At 71.8% G+C, this 22,997-nt stretch carries 19 protein-coding genes and 2 pseudogenes; 6 read left to right on the forward strand and 15 right to left on the reverse strand.

Features of this window, described 5'->3' with window-relative positions; genetic code table 11:
- Window positions 1–11 precede the first annotated feature (11 nt).
- From A4E84_RS13750 to A4E84_RS13765, 4 genes and pseudogenes are all read right to left on the reverse strand, one after another.
- Window positions 12–449: an HD domain-containing protein gene (locus A4E84_RS13750; RefSeq protein WP_062926852.1), complete on the reverse strand. Its 438-nt coding sequence runs from the start codon at window positions 447–449 to the stop codon at window positions 12–14.
- 14 nt (window positions 450–463) lie between these two features.
- Window positions 464–2,887, reverse strand: coding sequence for an ABC transporter permease (locus A4E84_RS13755; protein WP_062926853.1), 2,424 nt, complete (start codon window positions 2,885–2,887; stop codon window positions 464–466).
- A 275-nt stretch (window positions 2,888–3,162) separates the two neighbouring features.
- A pseudogene (locus A4E84_RS13760) lies at window positions 3,163–3,855 on the reverse strand (ABC transporter ATP-binding protein); the annotation flags it as partial.
- 120 nt (window positions 3,856–3,975) lie between these two features.
- Entirely contained in the window at window positions 3,976–5,154 is a 1,179-nt protein-coding gene (locus A4E84_RS13765) for a PP2C family protein-serine/threonine phosphatase (protein WP_062926854.1), read from the reverse strand.
- A gap of 162 nt (window positions 5,155–5,316) precedes the next feature.
- On the opposite strand from A4E84_RS13765, the gene A4E84_RS13770 reads away from it, so the two are divergent.
- A complete protein-coding gene (locus A4E84_RS13770) occupies window positions 5,317–6,576 on the forward strand; it encodes a GNAT family N-acetyltransferase (RefSeq protein WP_062926855.1) in 1,260 nt (419 codons plus the stop codon).
- 28 nt (window positions 6,577–6,604) lie between these two features.
- Here the strand turns inward: A4E84_RS13770 and A4E84_RS13775 are convergent, their stop codons facing one another.
- A complete protein-coding gene (locus A4E84_RS13775; RefSeq protein ID WP_062926856.1) occupies window positions 6,605–7,414 on the reverse strand; it encodes an Fpg/Nei family DNA glycosylase in 810 nt (269 codons plus the stop codon).
- A 748-nt stretch (window positions 7,415–8,162) separates the two neighbouring features.
- Entirely contained in the window at window positions 8,163–8,648 is a 486-nt protein-coding gene (locus A4E84_RS13780) for a ribose-5-phosphate isomerase (RefSeq protein WP_033314244.1), read from the reverse strand.
- 278 nt (window positions 8,649–8,926) lie between these two features.
- On the opposite strand from A4E84_RS13780, the gene A4E84_RS13785 reads away from it, so the two are divergent.
- Window positions 8,927–10,417, forward strand: coding sequence for an amino acid permease (locus A4E84_RS13785; RefSeq protein WP_062926857.1), 1,491 nt, complete (start codon window positions 8,927–8,929; stop codon window positions 10,415–10,417).
- Between the two features lie 95 nt (window positions 10,418–10,512).
- Here the strand turns inward: A4E84_RS13785 and A4E84_RS13790 are convergent, their stop codons facing one another.
- Entirely contained in the window at window positions 10,513–12,462 is a 1,950-nt protein-coding gene (locus A4E84_RS13790; RefSeq protein ID WP_470661504.1) for a serine/threonine-protein kinase, read from the reverse strand.
- Between the two features lie 197 nt (window positions 12,463–12,659).
- On the opposite strand from A4E84_RS13790, the gene A4E84_RS13795 reads away from it, so the two are divergent.
- Window positions 12,660–13,385, forward strand: a complete 726-nt coding sequence (locus tag A4E84_RS13795; protein WP_062926859.1) for a hypothetical protein — start codon at window positions 12,660–12,662, stop codon at window positions 13,383–13,385.
- 96 nt (window positions 13,386–13,481) lie between these two features.
- Here A4E84_RS13795 and A4E84_RS13800 read toward each other — a convergent pair whose 3' ends face one another.
- The 3 genes from A4E84_RS13800 to A4E84_RS13810 form a co-directional block, all read right to left on the reverse strand.
- Window positions 13,482–13,748 (reverse strand): hypothetical protein, encoded by a 267-nt coding sequence (locus tag A4E84_RS13800; RefSeq protein WP_062924574.1) that lies wholly within the window; start codon window positions 13,746–13,748, stop codon window positions 13,482–13,484.
- A 32-nt stretch (window positions 13,749–13,780) separates the two neighbouring features.
- Window positions 13,781–15,256, reverse strand: a complete 1,476-nt coding sequence (locus A4E84_RS13805) for an NF041680 family putative transposase (protein WP_237304718.1) — start codon at window positions 15,254–15,256, stop codon at window positions 13,781–13,783.
- Between the two features lie 133 nt (window positions 15,257–15,389).
- Entirely contained in the window at window positions 15,390–15,971 is a 582-nt protein-coding gene (locus A4E84_RS13810) for a biotin transporter BioY (RefSeq protein WP_062926860.1), read from the reverse strand.
- A gap of 279 nt (window positions 15,972–16,250) precedes the next feature.
- Between A4E84_RS13810 and A4E84_RS44450 the strand changes: the two are divergent.
- A pseudogene (locus A4E84_RS44450) lies at window positions 16,251–16,385 on the forward strand (TauD/TfdA family dioxygenase); the annotation flags it as partial.
- Window positions 16,386–16,475: 90 nt separating this feature from the next.
- A complete protein-coding gene (locus A4E84_RS13815) occupies window positions 16,476–17,861 on the forward strand; it encodes an amino acid permease (protein WP_062926861.1) in 1,386 nt (461 codons plus the stop codon).
- Here A4E84_RS13815 and A4E84_RS13820 read toward each other — a convergent pair whose 3' ends face one another.
- Window positions 17,862–18,704 carry a tetratricopeptide repeat protein gene (locus A4E84_RS13820; RefSeq protein WP_079128962.1) on the reverse strand — a complete coding sequence of 281 codons (843 nt, stop codon included), beginning with the start codon at window positions 18,702–18,704 and terminating at the stop codon, window positions 17,862–17,864.
- Window positions 18,701–19,120, reverse strand: coding sequence for a hypothetical protein (locus A4E84_RS13825; protein ID WP_062926862.1), 420 nt, complete (start codon window positions 19,118–19,120; stop codon window positions 18,701–18,703). The genes A4E84_RS13820 and A4E84_RS13825 overlap by 4 nt, the downstream gene beginning before the upstream one ends.
- Before the next feature lie 148 nt (window positions 19,121–19,268).
- Here A4E84_RS13825 and A4E84_RS13830 point away from each other — a divergent pair, with 148 nt between their 5' ends.
- Window positions 19,269–19,916, forward strand: a complete 648-nt coding sequence (locus A4E84_RS13830) for a superoxide dismutase (RefSeq protein ID WP_062926863.1) — start codon at window positions 19,269–19,271, stop codon at window positions 19,914–19,916.
- A gap of 118 nt (window positions 19,917–20,034) precedes the next feature.
- On the opposite strand, the gene A4E84_RS13835 is transcribed toward A4E84_RS13830, so the two are convergent.
- The 3 genes from A4E84_RS13835 to A4E84_RS13845 are packed head-to-tail and all read right to left on the reverse strand — an operon-like array spanning window position 20,035 to window position 22,928.
- Window positions 20,035–20,811, reverse strand: a complete 777-nt coding sequence (locus A4E84_RS13835) for an SAM-dependent methyltransferase (RefSeq protein WP_062926864.1) — start codon at window positions 20,809–20,811, stop codon at window positions 20,035–20,037.
- A gap of 12 nt (window positions 20,812–20,823) precedes the next feature.
- Window positions 20,824–21,447, reverse strand: coding sequence for a histidine phosphatase family protein (locus A4E84_RS13840; protein ID WP_062926865.1), 624 nt, complete (start codon window positions 21,445–21,447; stop codon window positions 20,824–20,826).
- Window positions 21,444–22,928 (reverse strand): FGGY-family carbohydrate kinase, encoded by a 1,485-nt coding sequence (locus A4E84_RS13845; protein WP_062926866.1) that lies wholly within the window; start codon window positions 22,926–22,928, stop codon window positions 21,444–21,446. The genes A4E84_RS13840 and A4E84_RS13845 overlap by 4 nt, the downstream gene beginning before the upstream one ends.
- Window positions 22,929–22,997: the final 69 nt, after the last annotated feature.

Here is a 22,997-nt window from a genome sequence, read left to right on the forward strand (position 1 = left end):
CACAACGCAATTCATCCGACGAGACCGAGAAGTGCGCGCATCCGTGCGTACTTCTCGGTCAGTCGTTTCCGGGTCGCCGCGTCGAGGACCGCGAGACGGGCAGGGTCCGCGTTGTGCGCCAGGTCCGACTCCTTCACCAGGAGCGCTCCGGGCGTGGCGAGGATCCGCGCGGCGTACGCCTCCGGCGGCTCCCCCGCCCGTTTGGTGACCGCGAGGACGATGTCCTTCGTACGGCTGCTCAGCGCGGCCTCGCGCAGCCACTGTGCGGAGAGGGCGTCGTCCTCGACGGCGTCGTGCAGCCAGGCCGCCGCGATCTGCTCGTCGTCGCCGCCCCGCGCCCGGACGCCCTCCGCCACCGCCCGGAGGTGTTCGGCGTAGGGCCGTCCCGCCTTGTCGGTCTGGCCGGTGTGTGCGGCGCGGGCGGTGGCCTCGACCTGGGCCAGGGTCATACGGGATGTCTCGGTCACTGCTCCAGTGTCTCCCCGCGCAGCGCCGCCCGGGCCGGCAGGGTGACCGCGGCCAGGCCGAGGACGAGGATCGCGGCGGCGAACGAGCCGTACACGAGCGGGGGGATGTACGGTCCCCGGCCCGTCAGGCCCCTCATCATCGGCACCAGCGTGGCCAGGGCGATCGCCGTGCCGAGCGCGATGCCCGCGACGGCGACCAGGAGCGCTTCCCAGCGGACCATGCGCAGCACCTGGCGGCGGGTGGAACCGAGCAGGCGGAGCGTGCCGAGTTCGCCACGGCGGTCGAGGACCGTCATCACCAGGGTGTTGACGGCGGCGACCGCCGCGAAGCCGCCGAGGACGGCCGCCATGACCGTGTTCGCCCAGGCGTTGAGCTCGCGGTCGAGGGACTGGGCGGCGGTGTGGTCGGCGCGGTCCATGACACGGCCGAGCGGGGCGAGCGCCTTCGCCGTACCGCCCTTGACCCACAGTTCGGTGTCGAACGCGGAACTGACGTGGCGGGCCAGGTCACCGCGGTCCAGGGTGACCTGGGACAGGCCCAGGCCGCGGCCGTACACCGCCGCCACCAGCGGGGTGGCCCTGGTGCCGTCGGGCAGATGGATGCGGATGCGCTCGCCGACCCCGACGTTCGCGTTCTCGGCGACGGACGCGTCGAGGGCGACCTCGCCCGGCTTCAGCGACAGCCGGCCCTTCTCGACGTCCAGGTCCTGCACGGCGGCCAGGTCTCGGGCCGAGCCCGTGACGCCCTGCGCGGAGACCGGGGTCAGGACTCCCGAGCTGCGGACGAGGACGGACGTCTTCAGCAGGCCGACGGCCGCGGTGACCCCCGGGGTCTGCCCGGCCCGTCGTACGGAGTCCGGGGGCAGGGCGCCCTCGTCGGCCGTGACGATGTGGTCGGCGACGATGCCCGCCCGCTGCTGCTCGGCGGTGGCCCGGTCCTCGCTGGTGTGCAGGAAGACCAGCACGGAGGAGAACGCCATGGCGAGCACGATCGGGGTGATCGCGGAGGCCAGACGCCGGGCGTTGGTGCGGGAGTTGGCGGCGGCCAGGGCTGCGGGGGCCCCCGCGCCCCGCAGCGGCAGTCCGAGCAGGGACGCGCAGGCGCGGGCGATCAGCGGGCCCAGCAGGGCGACGGCCAGCATGAACAGCATGACGACGCCGAGGGCGGCGTTGGCCGCGTCCTCGCCCGACTCCGAGGCGGCCAGGCCCGCGCACACGAAGCCGCCGGCCGCCGCCGCCACGCCGAGCGGTGTGCGGATCCAGCCCGGGCGCAGCCGCTCCACGGACGCCTCGCTCAGTGCCTGGCCCGGCTTGATGCGCGAACTGCGGTGCGCCGCGGTGTATCCGGCGAGCAGGGCGGTGAGCAGGACGGTCCCGGCCGTGACGGTGAGGGGGATCCAGGAGACGGTGAGATGGACGGGTTCCGGAACAGCGCCCTTGTTCTTCAGCTGCCCGAACCACCAGGCGGCCAGGGCGATTCCGGGCAGGCAGCCGAGTGCGCCCGCGACCGGCGCGACGAGCAGCGCCTCGGTGGCGATGGTGCGGCGGATCTGGCGCGGGGTGGTGCCGACAGCGCGCAGCAGGGCGAACTCGCGGGCGCGGCGGCCGACCGCGAGGGCGACGGTGCCGGCCGCGGTGAAGACGGCGACCATGGCGGCGACGCCGCCGAAGGAGCCGCCGATCCCGATGAGCACCTCGCGGGCTTCGGCGAGGGCGGGGTCCTCCACGGTGCCCCGGTCGTCGCCGGTGTGGATCTCGGCCCGGCCGCCCAGGGCGCGGGTGAGGCGGGAGTCGAGGGCCGCGGCGCTGACTCCGGGGTCGGGAAGGACGGCGATGGTGTCGACGCGGTGGGGGTGGCCGGAGGCGCGGACGGCTTCGGCGTCGCTGAACCAGACGGTGTTCCGGGCGGCGGCCGTACCGGAGACGCGGTAGGTGCGGGGGCCCTCCGGGAGGGTGAGGGTGACGGTGTCACCGGTCGAGGCGTGCCCGCGCTGGGCGAGGACGACCTCGCCGGGGCCGGGGGCGCGGCCGGTGGTGAGGCGTTCACCGGTGAAGGCGGTGGAGCCCCAGCCGTGGGCGGTGAGCCTGCCTTCGGGCGTGAGCACCGGGAAGGTGACGTCGGGGATCGCCGCGCGCACTCCAGGGACCGCGGCGGCCTTCGCGACCAGGGAGTCGTCGAGGCGGGCCCGGTCCGGCACCGCGTCGCTCTCGTCCGGCTTTCCGGCCCGCTGCTCGGCGGCGGCCACGGCGGGGACGCGCGCGTAGCGCTCGGGTGGGACCGTGGCGCGCGCGCCCGTCTCCAGCAGGATGCCGCAGGCCGACACGATCGTGGCGGCCAGTACGAGGGCGACGAAGGTGCCCACGAACGCGGCGGGACGGAACCGGAGGGCCGCCCGGGCGAGGCCGTTGGGGGCGAGCATCAGGCGGCCGCCTTCGTGTGGGCGCGCGGCGCGGCCAGGGAGGACATCCGGGCGGCGATGCGGTCGGCGTGGGCGCGGCCCGGGTCGTGACCGGCGGCGCCCTCGCGGTCCAGGTGGTGACCGGCAGCGCCCTCGCGGTCCAGGTGGTGACCGGCAGCGCCCTCGCGGTCCAGGTGGTGACCGGCGGCGCCCTCGCGGTCCAGGTGGTGACCGGCAGCGCCCTCGCGGTCCAGGTGGTGACCGGCAGCGCCCTCGCGGTCCAGGTGGTGACCGGCGGCGCCCTCGCGGTCCAGGTGGTCGACGATCTCGCCGTCCGACAGGAACAGGACGCGGTCGGCCCAGGCCGCGGCGGCAGGGTCGTGGGTGACCATGACGACCGTGGCGCCGTGGGTGTCGACGGCCCCGCGCAGAAGGGTGAGGATCTCGGTGGCCGTGGTGGTGTCCAGGGCGCCCGTCGGCTCGTCCGCGAAGACGACGTCGGGGCGCGTGACCAGGGCGCGGGCGATGGCCACCCGCTGCTGCTGGCCGCCGGAGAGCTGGCCCGGGCGACGGCGGGCCTTGTCGGCGAGGCCGACCTGGTGCAGCACCTCGGCGGCCCGGCGGCGGTCGGGACGGTGCCCGGCCAGGCGCATCGGCAGGACGACGTTCTGCTCGACCGTGAGCGAGGGCAGCAGGTTGAAGGCCTGGAAGACGAAACCGATCCGGGTGCGGCGCAGGGCCGTGAGCTTGTTCTCCTTCATGCCGGTGATCTCCGTGCCGCCCAGGCGGACCGTGCCGGCCGTGGGGCGGTCGAGGCCGGCCGCGCACTGGAGGAACGTGGACTTGCCGGAGCCCGAGGGGCCCATCACCGCGGTGTAACTGCCGTGCCGGAGGGTGAGGTCGACGCCGCGCAGGGCGTGCACGGCGTTGCGGCCGCGTCCGTAGCGCTTGCGGATGCCGTGCAGTTCCACGGCCCAGTCGCCTGACATGTGTGTCCTTCCGGATCCGAGTCGTCCGCACCGGTGCGCCGGTGCGTCTCGAACGTACGGAACCGGAGTGCGGCCGGACCATGAGGACGACCGCCCAACCGACCTGGGGAAAACCCCACCTCAGCGGGGGGTGGCCGCCGTCGGTCCCTCGCGGCAGATCAGCAGCAGGGCCCGGTCGTCGTTGACGTCCTTGGCGACCGCCTCGATGAGATGCCAGGCGGCACCGTGGAAGCCGCCGGCCACATAGCGGTCGGCCTCGCCGGTGAGGCGGTCGATGCCCTCGACGATGTCGCGGTCGGCGGTCTCCACCAGGCCGTCCGTGAACAGCATCAGCACGTCGCCCGGCCGCAGCGAACCCTTCACCGGGTCGAACTGGGCGCCGTCGTACACCCCGAGGAGCGGGCCCTCGGCCGCCTTCTCCTCCCAGCGGCCGGTGCCGGCGCTGAGCTGGAGGCCCGGCGGGTGGCCCGCGGAGTAGAGCTCGTAGTCGCCGGAGTCCAGGTCGAGGACCAGGTGGATGGAGGTGGCGAAGCCCTCGTCCCAGTCCTGGCGCAGGAGGTAGCCGTTGGCGGCCGGAAGGAAGGCGTGCGGCGGAAGGGAGCCGAGCAGGCCGCCGAACGCGCCGGACAGCAGCAGGGCGCGCGAACCCGCGTCCATGCCCTTGCCGGAGACGTCGGTGAGGACGACCTCGAGCGTGCGGCCGCCGTTGGTACGGGCCGCCACCACGAAGTCGCCCGAGAACGACTGACCGCCCGCCGGGCGCAGGGCCATCTCCCGGTGCCAGCCGCCCGGCAGGTCGGGCAGCTTGCTCTGCACCCGGATGCGTTCACGCAGGTCGAAGAGCATCGTGCCGCCGCGCCGCCAGGGCACACCGACCCGGCTGCGGAACTGGGCGAGGAGCAGCCCGAAGAAGCCGCAGGCCGCGACCACGAGGACGACGCCGGGGGTGACCCGCGACGGACCCTCCGTGTACGGGCCGAGCTGCACCGACTCCACGATCAGCGCGGTGGCCGCGGCCGCGTACAGGCCGAGCAGACTCGCCGGGCGCAGCAGCAGCCCGCCCACGACGACGGGCAGCACCAGCGCGGACGGTGAGAACCACACCGAGTTCGCCAGGGTGGCCGCCGCGATCAGCGGGACGGTCAGGAGCAGACCGACCAGGGCGATCCAGTCCGAACCGTTGCCTCGGAAGTAGTCCACGGCCGCTCGGCGCACGCCGACGCGGACCCGGTGCCACTGCTTCTTCAACCGGGCCGTGAACGTCTCGGCTTCCGCGCGCCGCTCTCGTCCTGATGCCATTAGTTCGGGACCCTATCCATCGGACCAGCCGCTTGGCACGTGAGGTCCCACTTGTCCCCCGTCCGAGGGCCGACTTCACAGTGAACTTCACGGTGCGCCGCTCCGCCGCCACCCGGGAGAAATTCCCTCGCTCGTCCCGCATCTCCCTGGTAGGCATGGCCCATGGCGACTGACGCGACCGGTTCCGCGCCCGGCCTTCGGGTACTTCGGCGGGATGAGTGGGACAAGTGGTACGACACCCTGATCCGGGGCTTCGGCGGGGTGCCGGAGTCCGCCGAGGAGCGGGAGTTGTGGAACTCGCTGACCGAGGTCGACCGTTCCCTCGGCGCCTGGGACCGGGACGAGTGCGTGGGGACGGCCGGGGCGTTCAGCTTCCGGCTCACGGTGCCCGGCGGCGCCTCGGTACCGGCCGCGGGCGTCACCATGGTCAGCGTGGCCGCCACCCATCGCCGGCGCGGGGTGCTGACCTCGATGATGCGGCGGCAGTTGGACGACGTCCGGGCCTCGGGTGAGCCGCTGGCCGTGCTCACGGCCTCCGAACCGGCGATCTACGGCCGGTTCGGGTACGGGGCCGCCACCTTCCAGTTGAGCGCCGAGATCGACACGACCCGGGTGCGGCTCACGTCGCTGCCGGCGGGCACGGATGACGTGCGCGTGCGCTACGCCGTACCTGCCGATGTGCTCGACGCGTGCGAGGCGGTGTACGCCCGGCTGGTCCCGTCACGGCCCGGGATGCTGGCACGGCAGCCCGGCTGGGAGCGGCTCGAGTTGCTCGACCCGGAGAGCGACCGGGGAGGAGCGTCGCCCCTGCAGTGCGTCCTCGCCGAGCGGGACGGCGAGACGGTCGGGTACGCGCGGTTCCGCGTCAAACCGGACTGGGATGCCGCCGGGCCCGACGGCACGGTGATCCTGGAGAGCTCGGCGGCGCTGGACCCCGCGGCGGACGCGGCGCTGTGGCGGTTCCTGTTCGGCATCGACCTGACGTCGTCGCTGGTGGTGCGGGGGCGGGGCCGGCCGGTGGACGAGGCGTGGCGGCACTGGGTGTCCGACATCCGGCGGTGCCGGCCGCGAGTTCTGGACTCGCTGTACCTGCGGCCGGTGGACCTGGGGGCCGCACTGGAGGCGCGGACGTATCAGGCGCCGGTGGACGTGGTGTTCGAGGTGGAGGACGCGTTCTGCCCCTGGAACTCCGGGCGTTGGCGGCTCAGCGGGGATGCGAAGGGGGCGTCCTGCGGGCGTACGGCGGATGCGGCGGATCTCGTGCTGTGCGTACGGGAGTTGGGGGCCGCGTACCTCGGGGGTGTGTCGCTGGCCTCGTTGGGGGTGGCCGGGCGGGTGCGGGAGGTACGGCGGGGGGCGCTGGCGGAGGCTTCCCTGGGGTTCGGGACCGGCGTGGCTCCGTGGTTGCCGCACGGTTTCTGAGGGCGGGGGTCCTCACCGGCCGCGGGGCTCAGGGGCGTTGGCAGGACGGGCACCAGAAGAGGTTGCGGGCGGCGAGGTCGGCGGTGCGGATCTCGCCGCCGCAGATGTGGCAGGGCAGGTTGGCCCTGCGGTAGACGTACACCTCGCCGCCGTGGTCGTCCACGCGGGGCGGGCGGCCCATCGCCTCCGGGGTGTGCTCCGGGCGGACGGTGTCGATGCGGTTGTTGCGGACGCCCTCGTGCATGAGGTCGACGAGGTCGGTCCAGATCGCGTGCCACTCGGTGGGGGTGATGTCCTTGCCGGCGCGGTACGGGTCGATGCGGTGCCGGAAGAGGACCTCCGCGCGGTAGACGTTTCCCACGCCGGCGATGACCTTCTGGTCCATGAGGAGGGCGGCGATCGTCGTACGGCTGCGGGTGATGCGGCGGTACGCGGTGTCCGGGTCGGCGTCGTCGCGGAGGGGGTCCGGGCCCAGGCGGTCGTGTATCGCCTGCTTCTCCGGGGGTGTAATGAGGGCGCAGGTGGTGGGGCCTCGGAGGTCGACGTAGGCGGTGTCGTTCGCCAGGCGGAGGCGGACGGTGTCGGGGGGGGGTGGCTCGGGGGCCGGGCCGAAGGTGACCTTGCCGAAGAGGCCGAGGTGGATGTGGATCCAGTCGGTGTCGCGGAACCCGAGGAAGAGGTGTTTGCCGTGAGCTTCCGTGTGGGTGAGTTCCGTGCCGGTGAGGAGGGTGGCGGCGGGGGTGAACTTGCCCTGGGGGCTGGTGGTGCGGGGCTTTGTGCCGAGGAAGGCGGTGGCGTAGTCCTGGGCGAGGCGGTGGATGGTGTGGCCTTCGGGCACGGGGTCTCCCCTGGGTCGGTTCGGTTGCCTGCCGGTGGCTGGAACGGGATGCTTTGCCCACCCGCCCGCCCGACACACGGTCGGTCGAGAGACCGAGGTCGAGAGGCCGAGGCCGACGCCTCGGGGCTCCGCCCCGGTGGATTTTTCCCACCCACCCGCCCGACGCGGTCGATCGAGGATTCGAGGTCGAGACGCCTCGGGGCTCCGCCCCAGGCGGCCTTGCCCACCCGCCCACCCGACACGGTCGGTCGAGAGACCAGGTCGAAACGCCTCGGGGCTCCGCCCCGAACCCCGGCGGGGACTTCGTCCCCTGCACCCCTCTCGGGAGCTCCGCCCCCGGCACCCCCGCGGGGTCTGCCCCAGCCCTCCCCAGCAGAGCTCCGGCCCTGCCAGGGGGCGGCGTTCCCGCTCGCGGCAGGGGGGACGGAGTTCCCGCTCAACGCAGGGGGCACAGCTCCCGCCCTCGACAGAAGGGCCGAGTTCCCGCTCAACGCAGGGGGCACAGCTCCCGCTCTCGGCAGAAGGGCCGAGTTCCCGCTCATCGCAGGGAGCACAGCTCCCGCTCATGGCAGGGGACTCGGCTCCGCTCGCGGCAGAGGAGTGGAGCTTTCGCTCGACGCAGAGGGGCGCAACTCCCGCTCGCGACAGGGGGGCGCAGCCCGCTCGGCACTCCACACCGGGCGACAGCTCCGCCCCACCTACTGCGTGGCTCCTGCACGACCCGGCTTCTCAAGGCCGGGTCGGGCGGCTACTGCTGCGGGTGATGCGGGGGAATCGGAGGCAGGTCGCCGGTCGTTTCGTAGGCGGACAGCATGTCGATCCGGCGGATGTGGCGTTCGTCACCGGAGAACGGCGTGCCGAGGAACGTCTCCACGAACTTCGTCGCCTCGTCCTGCGAGTGCATGCGCGCGCCCACCGCGACGACGTTCGCGTTGTTGTGCTGGCGGCCCAGGGACGCCGTCTCCTCGCTCCAGGCGAGGGCCGCACGGACGCCCTTGACCTTGTTCGCGGCGATCTGCTCGCCGTTGCCCGAGCCGCCGATGACGACGCCGAGGGCGTCGGGGTCCGCGGCCGTGCGCTCCGCTGCGCGGAGGCAGAAGGGCGGGTAGTCGTCCTGAGCGTCGTAGATGTGCGGGCCGCAGTCGACGGGGTCGTGACCCGCCTGCTTCAGCCACTCGACGAGGTGGTTCTTGAGTTCGTAGCCCGCATGGTCCGAGCCGAGGTACACGCGCATGGGACGAGTGTGACACGGGTGTTTCGGGGAAGGCGCGCGGGGTGTCGCTCCTGAAAACCCGAGGCAAATGTGAGCCACATTACTGAACCTCAGGAAAACCTCAAGTAACAATCTGGATTCAAAGGTTCTCCGATTCGTTCGCCTCCGATTCACTGGACCGGCTCGTACACCGCTCGTACGAGCCCCCCGTGCACCGCCATGCCGCGAAACACCCCGTTCGTGCGGCTCGTGCGTTTCGTACGGAAGTACAGCTCCCCGGCGCAAAGGAAATCCGTTCCATGACCTCGCAGCCGACTCTGAACAAGACCGGAAACGACCCCGGAGGCCCCGGAGAGCCCGGAGCCGAGGGCTCCGGGCTGCAGGCCGGGCTCAAGAACCGGCACCTTTCGATGATCGCCATCGGCGGTGTCATCGGCGCCGGACTTTTCGTGGGGTCCAGCTCCGGTATCGCCACCGCCGGGCCCGGCATCCTGCTGTCGTACGCGCTCGTCGGCACGCTCGTGGTGCTGGTGATGCGGATGCTCGGTGAGATGTCGGCCGCCAACCCGACCTCGGGTTCCTTCTCCGCACACGCCGACCGGGCCCTCGGGTCCTGGGCCGGTTTCTCCATCGGCTGGCTGTACTGGTTCTTCTGGGTCGTGGTGCTGGCGGTCGAAGCGACCGCCGGTGCCGTGATCCTGGAGGGCTGGATCCCGGCCGTGCCCCAGTGGGGCTGGGCCCTGATCGTGATGGTGGTGCTGACCGCCACCAATCTGGTCTCCGTGGGCTCCTACGGCGAGTTCGAGTTCTGGTTCGCGGGCATCAAGGTCGTCGCCATCGCCGCGTTCATCGTCATCGGCGGGCTGGCCGTCTTCGGGCTGCTGCCCGGTGTGGACAGTGAGCAGGCCGGGCTGAGCAACCTCACCGAGCACGGCGGCTTCCTGCCCAACGGGGCCGGCGCCATCCTCACCGGTGTGCTGCTCGTCGTCTTCTCCTTCATGGGCAGCGAGATCGCCACCCTGGCCGCCGGTGAGTCCGAGAACCCGCGGCAGGCCGTCACCAAGGCCACCAACAGCATCATCTGGCGTGTCGCCGTCTTCTACCTCGGCTCGATCGCCGTCGTCGTGTGCCTGCTTCCGTGGGACAGCAAGGCCATCACCAAGGACGGCTCCTACGTCGCCGCGCTCGACTCCCTCGGCATCGCGCACGCCGGTCAGATCATGAACTTCATCGTGCTGACCTCGGTGCTGTCCTGTCTGAACTCCGGCCTGTACACCGCCTCCCGCATGGCCTTCTCCCTCGGCCAGCGCGGCGACGCGCCGAAGGCCTTCGCCCGCACGACCTCCAACGGCGTGCCGCGCACGGCGATCCTCGCCTCCGTCGCCTTCGGCTTCGTGGCCGTCTTCTTCAACTACAAGTTCCCGGACTCCGTCTTCCTGTTCCTGGTGAACTCCAGTGGTGCGGTCGCCCTGTTCGTGTGGCTGGTGATCTGCTTCTCCCAGCTGCGCATGCGGAAGATCATCAAGGCCGAGGCGCCCGAGAAGCTCGTGGTGAAGATGTGGCTGTACCCGTATCTGACCTGGGCGACCGCCGCGCTGATCGTGTTCATCCTCGGCTACATGCTCACCGACACCGAGCACGACGGGCGCCAGACCATCCTGCTGTCGCTGCTCGTCGCCGCGGTGGTGCTCGTCATCGCCTTCGTGAAGAAGGGACTGCGTGGGGGCCGGCCGGCCGCCGACGCCCCGCAGGCTCAGGGCGAGGAGCGCAGCGAGGTGTCGGCCGGCTGACCCTTCCGGCCACCGCCTCACCGTTCGTCGTGACGGGGGCCTGTGGTGCGTGCCGCCGCACGCGCCGCAGGCCCCTCTCGTTTTCCCACGGCCGCCTACAGCACCGTGAAGCTGTCCCTGACCTTCTTGTAGGTGGCGAGTGCGTCCTGCTCGATCCCGGCGTCGTACCACGTGTTGACCTGGTACGACTTGCCGGTCACGTTGAAGCCGAGCAGACGGGCGTGCCAGTGGACGCCCTTCAGCGTGAACGTGTACTCCCAGACCACCGCCGGGTGGCCGCGGAACGTGGTCTCCTCCAGGCGGATCTTGCGGTAGTCCTGGCCCTGGTGGGCGTTGCGCTCCGAGGTCTGCCAGGTCTCCAGCAGGTCGCCGCGGGCCAGGGAGGACTTGCCGACCAGTTCCTGGGCGCCGTCCGGGGAGGTGTAGTGCACTTCCGCGCCCGTCTTCACGTCCCGCCGCCAGCCGTCCGGTGTCGCCCAGGCGAACCCGCCGGCTTCCCGGTGTGTGCCGGGCGGCAGGGTCTGCGGCCGGGTGGTGCCCTCGACGGTGAGTGAGGGGGCGGTGGTGCCGCCGCTGGTGGCCGGCGCGGACGCGGAGGATCCGGCGCGGGGAGTGTCGTCGTCTCCCGGTGAGCCTGCTGACGTCGCCAGCAGGATGCCGACGACGGTGCCGGCGGTGGCGAGGGTGGCTGCCGCGGCGGTGAGCACGGTACGGCGACGGCCCGCGCCGGGGCGGGGACGCGCGCCGGGCGCGGCCGGGATGGCCGGTCCGGGGAGTTCGCCCGGCGGCATCGGCGTGGGCGCGGAGTGGGGGCGGCGCTCGGTCTCCGCCTGTGCGCGGGTGAGGGAGACGGGGCGTGGGCCCCTGGGCTGCGCGGACGCCTCCGTAGGTGTGGTGTGTGCGGGGTGCGGGCCCGGGACGGGGGCGGGCCGACGGGGGTCCCGGGGCGCCGGGAGGTAGGCGGGGGTCGGTGACTCCTGCGGGGGTGTGGGCGCAGGTGCCCGCGACTGCTGGTCCAGGGCCGGTTGTGGCCCTCCGAGGGTGGTGTCCAGGTGTGGGGCGGGCTCCGGCGGCAGACCCGGTGCGGACTCCCCGTCCGTCTCGGACTCCGGCTCCGGCTCCGGTACTTGTTCCGGTTCCGGCTCCCGTACTCCTGGCGGCTCCGCGTCCCGCGGCACCACCGCGACCGTCGGCGTCGGGGTGGGGAACGCCACCGGTCGCAGCGCCGTCTCCAGCGCCTCCAGGTCCGGGCGGGCCATCGGCTCCTTCGCGAGCAGGGACGTCAGGATGTCCCGCAACGGCCCCGCCGCGGCGGGGAGTTCCGGCTCCTCGTACAGGACCGCGTGCAGTGTCGCCAGTGTGGTGTCGCGGGAGAACGGGGAGCGGCCGCCCAGGGCCGCGCAGAGGGTCGCGCCCAGGGACCAGATGTCGGACGGCGGGCCCTGGGGGCGGCCGGAGATGCGCTCGGGGGCCATGTAGTCGGGCGAGCCGACCAGCATGCCGACCATCGTGAGCGCCTTGGCGTCCTGGATGGCGGCGATCCCGAAGTCCGTGAGGACGATCCGCCCTGCGCGGCCGGGACCGGTGCCGTTGCCGCGCCCGGATCCGGCCACCCCGTCCGCGTGTTCCACAAGTACGTTGCCGGGCTTGATGTCCCGGTGCAGTACGCCCCGTTCATGCACCTGCCGCAGCGCCGCGACCAGGCCGAGTCCGATGCGTGACGTCTCGCCGGGGCTCAGCGGGCCCGTCTCGGCGAGGGTCCGTTCGAGGGAGCGGCCCGCGACCAACTCCATGACGATCCACAGGCGTTCGCCCTCGTCGACCACGTCGTAGACCCGTACCACGTTGGGGTGGTCGATCCGGGCCGTGGCCCTGGCCTCGCGCAGGGTGCGTTCGCGGCGGGTCCTGCTGTCCTCCGCGTCGAGACCGTCGATCCGCATTTCCTTGACGGCGACGGGCCGGTCGAGTATTTCGTCGGCGGCTCGCCACACCCGCCCCATTCCCCCCTGGCCGATACTTTCGACCAACCGATAGCGCCCCGTCACCAATATCCCTGGAACACCGCCGCTGTTCGCATTCCCCGGCAATTCGCTGCACCCCCTCCACGACACCGCGACCGACTCCAGTGAAACACAACGGTCACACTTCGTGCCGCACCAGGATAGTGCGGTGAAATCTTGTGGTACCTCTTTCAGTGCTGCGAATTCAGGCGCAGTCCAGGGGGACGCAAGGGGGGACGAACATGAGTTCTCGTCGTTCGACAGCGGTCGCGGGATCGCTGGTCATGGCATCTTTCTCGGCGGTGTTGATCCTTTCCGGCACAGCCGGGGCGGAGGACGAAGGGCCGCCGAGCGGCAAGGGGGGAAAGGCAGTTGACGAGGCACCGGCGGGAGTGAAGCTCACCACGCTGCTGCCCGGGAAGATCTCGGTCGACAACGGCTCGGAAAAGACGGCGATTACCGCCACGGTGAAGAACGAGGGGAGCAAGGACAGCGGGAAGATCAGGCTGTTGGTCGTCGGTTTCGACGGGCTTGTCGTCAAGGGCGTCGAGGGATGTTCGGCGATACCCGAGAACGGACTTCCGGAAGGGTCGAACAGCGGATTCGCATGCCCGATCGATAATCTCGCGGCCGGTGAGTCGAAGTCGTACGCCGTCGACGCGACGTTCGACCTCGGCAAGACCGGGAAGATCTGCCTGCCCGTGCAGACGGGCGACGGGAAGAAGACCTTCTGGCAGCAGGGCCCGGTGCCGTTCGGCACGAGCAACCCGTCGCCGGACGCCCCGGCCACGCCGCTGCTGCTCGGCACCGACAACGAGCCGGCGGGCCCGGGCGGCAAGGAGCTGCCGAAGACCGGTCCGGCCCGTGATCTGCTGCCGCTGGGCGCGGCCGGGGCGTCGCTGCTCGCGGCGGGCGTGGCCGGAATGTGGTGGTCGCAGCGGCGGCGGCCGGGGGCTCAGGAGGGCTGAACCAGCCGCTGTCGCGCCGTGCGGAACGCGGAGAGGCCCGCCGGGGGCATCGCCCCGGCGGGCCTCTCCGCAACGCCTGCGCTGTCAGCTTGTCGTTTAACCTCGGCTCTCGATGAGACGGGCGAGTGATTCTGTGGGCCAGCAGAGCCACTGCAGAACTGGGTTGGTGACCACGAAGTAGTGGGCGCTGACCCGACCTCGCTCCTTGTCCAGGATCTGCGGGGCCTCATCGCGGTAGACGTAGCGGAGATAGCGGCGGCGGATCGGTGCTCCTGCTATCAGCAGCACTGGTGAGGCGACAAGGACGGCCAGCTGGACCAGGACTTTCACGACTGTGAGCTTGGCTCTCTCCTCATAGCGCATGCGCTCAGTGTGCTGGCCCTCTGTGTCACTCGTCAGCCTGTTCTGCGGGGTTTGGTGCCCACCTTGTGGTGGGCGGGACGGCTGTATGCCTCGCCGGTGGCGAGGACGCGTCCCACGTCATGACGGATAGCCGGATAGCGGTTCTTCGAGCCGGGCGGTCGGCCTGGGCCGGGACGGGAGGGTTTCGGTGCGCCGACGGGTGAGCCGGTCTTCGCGTGCAGGTTTCTGAACCCTCTGCGGACGCGGGCGGGTGTCATTTTGTTCGGCTCGGTCGGCTTTTCCCAGGGCCTGCGAAGGTCGGTGGCCAGCGGGCGGGCGATCCGGAGCTGGGCATAGGCGGCGATGACGAGCCAGGTCCACCGGTCGGCCGCTTCCGAGCTGCGGAGCCGGGGCTTGGTCCACCCGAGGGTCTGCTTGAACAGGCGGAATGTGTGCTCGATGTCGAAGCGGCGGAGGAAGGACTGCCAGCAGCGGTCGACGTCCGCTTCGGTGGCGCCGATTCGCGACCACCACAGCCAGACCGGCCTGTTGACTCCGCCGCTGGGCAGCTTCTCCACGGCTAGGCGGATGACGGTGCCCTCGATGATGGGCAGCGGCCCGTTGTGGTCGAGCCATGCGGCCCGGTGGGTCAGCCGCGGGTGCAGCCGGTCCCATGCCTGCGCGGTCGCCTTCCCATAGAGCCGGGTGGCCGTGGCGGTCACGGCCTGCTCGGTGCCCCAGGTTGCGGCGTCACCGAAGACGAACTCGCCGCCGTGCTTGGGTGGCCGGCCGCCCTTGGGGTTGGCCAGGTGGAACTCTTCGCGGGAGGGTGTCGGACGCCGCATCACCCGGTCTGAACGGAGTCGGCCGAGGATCTCGACGGGCAGGTCACTCAGCAGGTGGGCGATGCGCGGGGCGTCGTATCCGGCGTCCAGCACGACCAGGACCTCCGGGTCACCCGGTCGCCACTGGCCGGCGGTGACTAGCCGCTCGACGACCTCGCGGATCTGCACCGTGGTCACGGCGGCGACGTCGGCGCCGGGCTCCAGGCGGACAGCGTCCAGCACCGCCGTCCAGGACGTGCGGCCGGTCTCCAGCGCAGCCACCACCGAGTACGGCCAGCCTGGCACCATCTGATGCTTGCCCTCGCCCCGGCCGAAGGTGTGGCAAAAGGCACGGTTGGCAGAGGTGTTGGCGTCCGGTCGCAGCCACGGCGAGACATCGACGGCCAGTACGAGCCGACCGTCCGCCGCCCTCGGCAGCGGCACCTCGGTCAGGGCACGACGCAGCCGTGCGACGTCGATCCGGCCCTGGTTGAGTCCGCCGTACAGAGCCCCGTGACCTCGGCGGTGTTCGGGCGCGAGCGCGAGATCAACCAGCGTCCGAACCGGCCCGTCCGTGCACAGCAGCGCGTCGCACAACTCGAACAACGCGTCGCCCCGCGTGGTCAGACACGCGTACAACTCCGACCGGAAGCGTGACACTTCCGCGAACGCATCCCGCAGGACGCCCTGATGCACCAAACTCACGACCACGGCCTTCGCGCTGATCCACTCTGTGACGGAGCACAGGATCAGACGAAGGCCGCCTACACGTCCGCCGAACTGCGAGAACGCTGATCAAGTTCGAGCCGCGTTCGACGCTGGACGTTAAACGACAAGGTCAGCGCTTGTTCGCGAACTTCCATGCCGTCGGCAGGGCGCCCATCGCCAGCGCCGCCTTGAGCGCGTCGCCGATGAGGAAGGGCGTGAGGCCGGCCGCGATCGCGGCGGTGGCGGACATGCCGGTGGCGAGGGCCAGGTAGGGCACGCCGATGGCGTAGATGATCGCCTCGCCCACCAGCATCGTGCCGGCCATGCGCAGCACCGAGCGGTCGGCGCCGCGGCGGGCCAGGGCGCCGACGACGGTGGAGGCGAGGATCATGCCGAGGATGTAGCCGAAGGAGGGCGCGACACCGGAGGAGGCGCCGGCGAACCACGGCACCCCGGCGATGCCCGCGAGGGCGTACAGCGCGAGCGCGAGGAAGCCGCGGCCGGCGCCGAGGGACGTGCCGACGAGCAGAGCGGCGAAGGTCTGGCCGGTCACCGGCACCGGGGAGCCCGGCACGGGCATGGAGATCTGGGCTGCGAGGCCGGTGAGCGCGGCGCCGCCGAGCACGAGGGCCGCGTCCCGGACACGGGAGGCGGGGAGCAGGTCGGCGAGGACCTGCCCGGCGCGGGCGGGTGTGGCGGCAGCGGTGCTCATGGGGACTCCGCGAGGGTGAGGGCCGGTGGGACACGGTGACGCTATCCCAGCGCCCTCGTCCCGATCACCGTCAGCCGTCCACAAAGGCGTGGACCGGCCGTTGGTCGGCTTCGAACAAAGAGTGCGGGTTCCAGCGGTACGGCGTGACGCCGGTCACGGTGATGAGGTGCCATGTGACACGTGAGGGCGAGACCGGTCATCTGTAGGTTTCCCCCAAAGCGTTGAGCCCACCGTCTCGCCCGCCGGCCGCCGTCCGGGCGGCCCGGGGCCGGGACGTTCTTGCACCGGGTGCCGGTCGCCGGGGACATCCCCGTCGGCGTCCAAGGCAAGGAGAGCCACGCCATCGAGGGCGACGCCTCGCGCTGCATGCCGGTCGCCGCCCAGCCACACAGAGCGACGCTACTGTCCGGATAGTGGGATGACTCTTCGTGTGAGCGGAGAGGCAACCGAGACTGGCGGCGTTTTTGCCCTCGTACGCCCTCACGCATAGGACGAGCCGCGCCCATGCCCAGCAGCACCACCCAGACGCCGACCGGCACGGACGACGTCTCCCTCTCCCACGGCCTGAAGCAGCGCCACCTGTCGATGATCGCCCTCGGCGGCGTGATCGGAGCCGGTCTGTTCGTCGGCTCCGGTGCCGGTATCGCCGCGGCCGGTCCGTCGATCGTGGTCGCCTACGCCCTCTCCGGTGTCCTCGTGATGCTGGTGATGCGGATGCTCGGCGAGATGTCGGCCGCGTATCCGTCGTCAGGGTCGTTCTCGGCGCACGCCGAGCGGGCGATCGGCCCGTGGGCCGGGTTCACCGCCGGCTGGTCCTTCTGGGTGCTGCTCTGCACGGCCGTCGGCCTGGAGGGCATCGGCGCCGCGAAGATCGTCAGCGGCTGGCTGCCGGGTACGCCGGAGTGGGCGTGGGTGGCACTGTTCATGGTCGTCTTCTGCGGCACGAACCTCGCGGCCGTGAAGAACTTCGGCGAGTTCGAGTTCTGGTTCGCGGCCCTGAAGGTCGCCGCGATCAGTCTGTTCCTCGTGCTCGGCGTCCTGGCGATCCTCGGCGTTCTGCCCGGCACGGAATCGCCCGGCACGAGCCACCTCACGGACTTCCTGCCCAACGGCGGAGAGGGCCTGGTCATCGGCCTGCTGGCCTCGGTCTTCGCCTACGGCGGCCTGGAGACGGTCACCATCGCTGCGGCCGAGTCGGAGAACCCCGTCAAGGGCGTGGCGAGCGCGGTCCGCACGGCGATGTGGCGCATCGCTCTGTTCTACATCGGCTCGATGGCCGTCATCGTCACGCTCGTCCCCTGGGACTCGAAGGAGGTCGTCGAGAAGGGCCCGTACGTCGCCGCCCTCGACGAACTCGGCATCCCGGGCGCCGGCCAGCTGATGAACGTGGTCGTGCTGGTCGCCCTGCTGTCGGCGATGAACGCCAACATCTACGGTGCCTCCCGCATCGCGTACTCGCTGGTGGAGCGCGGCCAGGGCCCGAAGGGGCTGGGCCGGGTCTCGGGCGGGGTGCCGCGGATCGCCGTGCTGGCGTCCTCGGTGTTCGGGTTCCTGTGCGTGCTGCTGAGCTACTGGCGGCCCGACGACGTCTTCGCCTGGCTGCTGAACATGATCGGTGCGGTCATCCTGGCCGTCTGGATCTTCATCGCCGTCTCGCAATTGCGCCTGCGCCGCCGCCTGGAGCGCGAGTCCCCCGAGAAGCTGGCCGTGCGTATGTGGGCGTTCCCCTGGCTGACCTGGGTCGCCCTGGCCGGCATGGCCGCGGTCTTCGTCCTGATGGCCCGGGAGCCGGACACGCGGGTGCAGCTGTACTCGACGGGCGGGATGATCCTGGCCCTGGCGGTGGCCGGGTACGCGTGGCAGCGGGTGCGGGCCAGGCACCAGGTCTGATCAGCCCCGGGCCGCGGCCTGCCAGGTGGTGACCCAGGCCCGGTCGTGGGCGGCGAACGGGTGCTCGTGGCCGAGCACCCGTGCCCGGTGTTCGGACAGCTCCTTCATCATCCTGATGGCTTCGTCGGTTCTGCCCAGAGCATGGGTGATCCGGGCGGTGAGGGATGTCGCCGACAGGGTGAGGGGGTGGTCCGGGCCCTGGAGCCGGATCCGGTCGGCCAGCACCTGGCGGGCCATGGGTTCGGCCTCTGCGTGGCGGCCGAACTCGAACAGGCCGTAGGCGTAGTTGTGACGGGCGAGAATCATCGTGGGATGGTCCGGTGGCAGGGCACGCTCGCACGCCCTCAGGAGTGCGGGGCCTTCCTCCGCCAGTTCCTGTTCCTTGCGCAGTTGCGGCAGGACCTCAATCAGCCCGCACCAGATGAACAACGCCTCCCGGCTGTCTTCCCCCAGTACTCGCCGGTAGCCGTCGAGGGCTCGTCGCTTCCAGCGTTCGGACTCCTCGTCGCGGTCGAGGAGATCCAGCGGTTGCGACAGCGCGGCGCAGCTGTGGAGCGTGTCCACGTCATCGGCCCCGAGGAGGGTCTCCCGGCGTTCCAGCACCCGGCGGTGCAGTTGCTCCGATTCGGCGAACCGACCCATCCGGAACAACGCCGTGCCCTGGAGGTGCTCGGCCTCCAGGACCAGCCGGTGCTCGGCGCCCAGGACGCCCCGGACCGCCTCGACGACCGTGGGCGCGAGCGCCAGTGCCGCCGCGTAGTCCCCGGATTCGTAGGTCTGCTGGTCGCCGGAGGTCTGGAAGATGCGCCCCTGCCCCGAGGCCCGGGCGCCGAGCTCGCTCATCGCTCGGTGATGTGCTGGTCGCGTCCGGCCTGGTAGACCCGGCCGCTGCCGGATACCTCGGCGCGCAGCCGAACCTCCACCGAGGACTGTGCCTCCGCGGGATGAGGGTTCAACTCCGCGAGTATGCGGCGGAGTTCGTCGGCCACCTCGGGCCGGGCGACCAGGAGCCGACGGACCTTCGCCTGCCACTCGGCGGTGAGTTCGGACTCGGTGTCGGCGTCACCGGTCTGCCGGGCGAGCAGGAGGTCCTCGCGGGTGGCCTCCAGTTCGCCGCCGACGGCCTGGGCACGGTCGGGCTGGAAGCGCTGCCAGAGGGAGACGAGGCCCTCGCGGGCCGACTCCCAGGCCTGGCCGGCCATCAGCGTCACCATCGTCGTTCCCGCGGTTCTGGCGAGTTCGGCGATCTCGGGCCCCATGGCCGCCCCCTTCCTACGAGAACCGATAGTAGGTCGCGCCCACCCCCCGCGCACCGCCGTTCCGCGCGTTCGCCCGGCCTGGCGCCCTTCTTGCTGTTAGCGTGTACTTGCAAGTCGATTGCAATAAGGTCCGGAGGGGATCCCGCCCATGCCCGTCTACACGTTGCCCGAACTGCCGTACGACTACTCCGCGCTCGCCCCCGTGATCAGCCCCGAGATCATCGAGCTGCATCACGACAAGCACCACGCCGCCTATGTGAAGGGCGCCAACGACACGCTGGAGCAGCTGGCCGAAGCGCGGGACAAGGGGACGTGGGGGTCGGTCAACGGGCTGGAGAAGAACCTGGCCTTCCATCTCTCCGGGCACATCCTGCACAGCATCTACTGGCAGAACATGACCGGTCCGAAGGACGGCGGCGGCGAGCCGCTGGCGCAGGACGGGGTGGGTGAGCTCGCGGACGCGATCACCGAGTCCTTCGGGTCCTTCGCACACTTCAAGGCGCAGTTGTCCAAGGCGTCGGCCACGACGCAGGGTTCGGGCTGGGGAGTGCTCGCGTACGAGCCGCTGAGCGGGCGGCTGATCGTGGAGCAGGTCTACGACCACCAGGGCAACGTCGGCCAGGGCGCCACCCCGATCCTCGTCTTCGACGCCTGGGAGCACGCCTTCTACCTCCAGTACCGCAACCAGAAGGTCGATTTCATCGAGGCGATGTGGCAGGTCGTCAACTGGCAGGACGTCGCCCGCCGTTACGAGGCAGCCAAGTCCCGAGCGGATGTGCTGCTGCTGGCGCCCTGACGGCGGCCCGCCGCTGAGTCGTCCTGCCTCGTGATCGTCTTCTCACCCTTCACGAACGGCAGGCGGAAAGAAGGAAGCCCCCGCGAGGACAGGACTCGCGGGGGTTTCCCGTCGTGCGCTACGGCTTGCGGCCGAGGCCGCCGTGCTGGCCGATCGGCTCGGCCGGCACACCCGGCTCGGGGTGCCACAACGGCACCGAGACCACGCCGGGTTCCACCAGCTCCAGGCCCTCGAAGAACGCCTCGATCTGCTCGGCCGGCCGCAGGAAGTACGGGACCGCGCCCGTCTCGTTGTAGGCGTCCTGGGCCTGCTCGTAGGCAGGGTCCGTGCCGCGGGAGCCCTCGTTGAGGGAGAGGTAGCTGCCCGGCGGCAGACCGGCCAGGAGGCGGCGGACCAGGTCGCGGGCCTGCTCGTAGTCGGCCACGTGGCCCAGGATGCCGCTGAGGATCAGGGCCGTGGGCCGGGTGAGGTCGAGGGTCTTCCCCGCGGCCTCGATGATCTGCTCGGGCTCGTGGAGGCTGATGGGCTCGTACGCCGTCGCGCCCTCGGGGGTGGAGGTGAGCAGGGCGCGGGCGTGGGCGAGGACCAGCGGGTCGTTGTCGACGTAGACGATCCGCGCCTCGGGGGCGAGGCGCTGGGCGACCTCGTGGGTGTTGTCGACGGTCGGCAGGCCGGTGCCGACGTCGAGGAACTGCCGTACACCGGCCTCCTGGACGAGGTACCGGATGCTGCGGCCGAGGAAGGCGCGGCTGCTGCGGGCGATGGTGACGATGCCGGGGAAGACGGCGGTGTACGCGTCACCGGCCGCCTCGTCCACCGGGTAGTTGTCCTTGCCGCCCAGCCAGTAGTTCCAGATCCGGGCCGAGTGCGGCACCGACGTGTCGATCTGCGTCATGTGCTCATCCTGCTACGGCACATCGGCCTCGCACGGCACATTGAGTGAAAGGAGTGCGGCGGAACCGTCGGGGTTCACGCGCAGTTCGCTGATCGCCGCGTTCCGCAACCGCGGGAGCACTCTGCGGTACTCGCCGACCGGGATCGACAGCAGAGTGCACAGCACCAGGCGCAGCAGGGTGTTGTGGGCGACCACCAGGACGCGTTCGCCGGGGTGGGCGGCGGCGATGCCCCTGAGGGCACGCACGCCGCGGGCCGCCGCCGCCCGCGGGTCCTCGGCGCCGGGGAAGGAGTGCTCCACCGGGTCGGCCCGGTAGGCCGCGGCCCACTCCGGGTCCTCGGCCTCGAACTCGGCGAGCGTGCGGCCCTCCAGCACACCGAAGTCGCATTCGCGCAGGTGCGGTTCGCTCTGGGAGGTGAGGCCGAGGGCACGGCAGGCGGGCTCGGCGGTGGCGACGGCACGGGACAGCGGGGACGTCCAGACCGCGTCGACGGGATGGGCGGCGGCCCACCGGCCGAGGGCCTCGGCCTGGGCGCGGCCGGTGTCGGTGAGGTCGATGTCGCTGATGCCGGCGTAGCGGTTCTCGGCATGCCAGACGGTCTGCCCGTGGCGGACCAGCAGGAGGGTCGTACTCATGATGCGGAAGTATCCCCGCTCAGCCGGCTGTGTGCGTGCGCGGCGACCGGGCCGGGCAGCCAGCCGCGGTCCCGCAGGGCGTCGACCAGACGCGCGTACGGCTCGGCGAAGGCGGCGGTGCGGCCGGGGCGGGGTTCGACGACGGTCCGGACGCGCACCATGCGTTCGGCGACGTCCGCGAGCGCGCCGGCCCCCGACGCCCCGTACGCGGCCAGTGCCGCCATGCCCAGGGCCGGTTCGGTCTGTTCGGGGACACGGGCCGGGCGGCCCAGGATGTCGGCGCGCAGCTGGTTCCAGTACGGGCTGCGGGCGCCGCCGCCCGTGAAGGTGAGCGGGCCGTCCAGGGGCGCGCCGAGATGGTGCAGGTAGTCCAGGCACAGGCGTTCGGTGAGGCCGACCCCCTGGAGGAGCGCCGCCCACAGGTCGGCGTCCTCCACGGGGTCGCCCAGGACGAACGGGGTCGCCTCCGGCGCCCGGAACGGGAACCGCTCCCCCGGCGAGACCAGGGGATAGGCGACCGCACTCGACGGCTCGTACGCCCTGGCCTGTGCGTCCATCTCGGACGGATCGGCCCCCGGGAAGTGCGCCGCGAGCGCCCCGGCCCCGACGCTCGACGCGCCGCCGGGCAGCCAGGTGCCGTCCGGGGCACGGTGGTTGTAGACCACGCCGGTGGGGTCGCCGACCGGGTCGCGGGCGGCGCCCTTCAGCACGAGCGTGGTGCCGAGCACGGAGTTCCAGGAGCCGGGCCGCAGTGCGCCCGACGCGATCTGGGCCGCGCAGCCGTCGGTCATCCCGGCGAACACCGGCGTGCCGACGGGGATGCCGGTGGCGTCGGCGGCGGCCGCGCACACCTCACCGAGGCGCGTCCCCGGGCGGACGACGCTCGGCAACAGGCCTTCTGGCAGGCCCAGTTCGGCCAGGGCGGCCTCCGGCCAGCGGTCGCCCGCCAGGTCGTAGCCCGTCTTCAGGGCATGGCTGGAATCGGCCGGCGGCGGCTCGCCCGTGAGCCGGCCGACGATCAGGTCGGGCTGGTGCGTCAGGCGCAGCGGGGTGCCGCCGTACTCGCCCAGCAGCCACAGCGCCTTCGGCAGCGCCCAGGTGTCCTGGACCGCGATCCCCGCCTGCCGCGCCCGCCCCGCCTGCGCCTGCGCCCGCCCGTCGTCGTACATCAGCGCGGGGCTCACCGGGCGGCCCGAGCCGTCCGTCAGCAGGACCGTGCCGGACGTGCCGCACACCGCGAGTCCGCCGACCGGCAGGCCGGGCGGCGCGGAGCCGAGGGCCGCCCGCGACGCCTCGCACAGCGCCGCCCACCACCGCAGCGGGTCCTGCTCGTGCCGCACCCCGTCCCGCCGCCCCGTGAGCGGGGCCGAGCCGCTGCCGAGGACCGTGCCGTCGGCGGTGACGAGCAGCACGCGGACGCTCTGCGTGCCCAGGTCGACGCCCAGCCAGGCCGCGCCCTCGCCCGCACCCTCGTCCACCATCCGGAACCTCCCACGCCGTCGCAGCCGGATCTGTGAACTTCTCACTGTGCCCCGATATTTTCCCGTGCG

The organism is Streptomyces qaidamensis, assembly GCF_001611795.1.
Taxonomy (GTDB): domain Bacteria; phylum Actinomycetota; class Actinomycetes; order Streptomycetales; family Streptomycetaceae; genus Streptomyces; species Streptomyces qaidamensis.

What these genes read in the sequence shown, in the direction of transcription:
- A4E84_RS13765 (WP_062926854.1), bottom strand. Translation starts at nt 5,154, where the DNA reads ATGGCATCAGGACGAGAGCGGCGCGCGGAAGCCGAGACGTTCACGGCC.
- A4E84_RS13785 (WP_062926857.1), top strand. Translation starts at nt 8,927, where the DNA reads ATGACCTCGCAGCCGACTCTGAACAAGACCGGAAACGACCCCGGAGGC.
- A4E84_RS13780 (WP_033314244.1), bottom strand. Translation starts at nt 8,648, where the DNA reads ATGCGCGTGTACCTCGGCTCGGACCATGCGGGCTACGAACTCAAGAAC.
- A4E84_RS13840 (WP_062926865.1), bottom strand. Translation starts at nt 21,447, where the DNA reads ATGAGTACGACCCTCCTGCTGGTCCGCCACGGGCAGACCGTCTGGCAT.
- A4E84_RS13800 (WP_062924574.1), bottom strand. Translation starts at nt 13,748, where the DNA reads ATGCGCTATGAGGAGAGAGCCAAGCTCACAGTCGTGAAAGTCCTGGTC.
- A4E84_RS13810 (WP_062926860.1), bottom strand. Translation starts at nt 15,971, where the DNA reads ATGAGCACCGCTGCCGCCACACCCGCCCGCGCCGGGCAGGTCCTCGCC.
- A4E84_RS13770 (WP_062926855.1), top strand. Translation starts at nt 5,317, where the DNA reads ATGGCGACTGACGCGACCGGTTCCGCGCCCGGCCTTCGGGTACTTCGG.
- A4E84_RS13825 (WP_062926862.1), bottom strand. Translation starts at nt 19,120, where the DNA reads ATGGGGCCCGAGATCGCCGAACTCGCCAGAACCGCGGGAACGACGATG.
- A4E84_RS13795 (WP_062926859.1), top strand. Translation starts at nt 12,660, where the DNA reads ATGAGTTCTCGTCGTTCGACAGCGGTCGCGGGATCGCTGGTCATGGCA.
- A4E84_RS13755 (WP_062926853.1), bottom strand. Translation starts at nt 2,887, where the DNA reads ATGCTCGCCCCCAACGGCCTCGCCCGGGCGGCCCTCCGGTTCCGTCCC.
- A4E84_RS13820 (WP_079128962.1), bottom strand. Translation starts at nt 18,704, where the DNA reads ATGAGCGAGCTCGGCGCCCGGGCCTCGGGGCAGGGGCGCATCTTCCAG.
- A4E84_RS13835 (WP_062926864.1), bottom strand. Translation starts at nt 20,811, where the DNA reads ATGACGCAGATCGACACGTCGGTGCCGCACTCGGCCCGGATCTGGAAC.
- A4E84_RS13815 (WP_062926861.1), top strand. Translation starts at nt 16,476, where the DNA reads ATGCCCAGCAGCACCACCCAGACGCCGACCGGCACGGACGACGTCTCC.
- A4E84_RS13845 (WP_062926866.1), bottom strand. Translation starts at nt 22,928, where the DNA reads ATGGTGGACGAGGGTGCGGGCGAGGGCGCGGCCTGGCTGGGCGTCGAC.
- A4E84_RS13830 (WP_062926863.1), top strand. Translation starts at nt 19,269, where the DNA reads ATGCCCGTCTACACGTTGCCCGAACTGCCGTACGACTACTCCGCGCTC.
- A4E84_RS13750 (WP_062926852.1), bottom strand. Translation starts at nt 449, where the DNA reads ATGACCCTGGCCCAGGTCGAGGCCACCGCCCGCGCCGCACACACCGGC.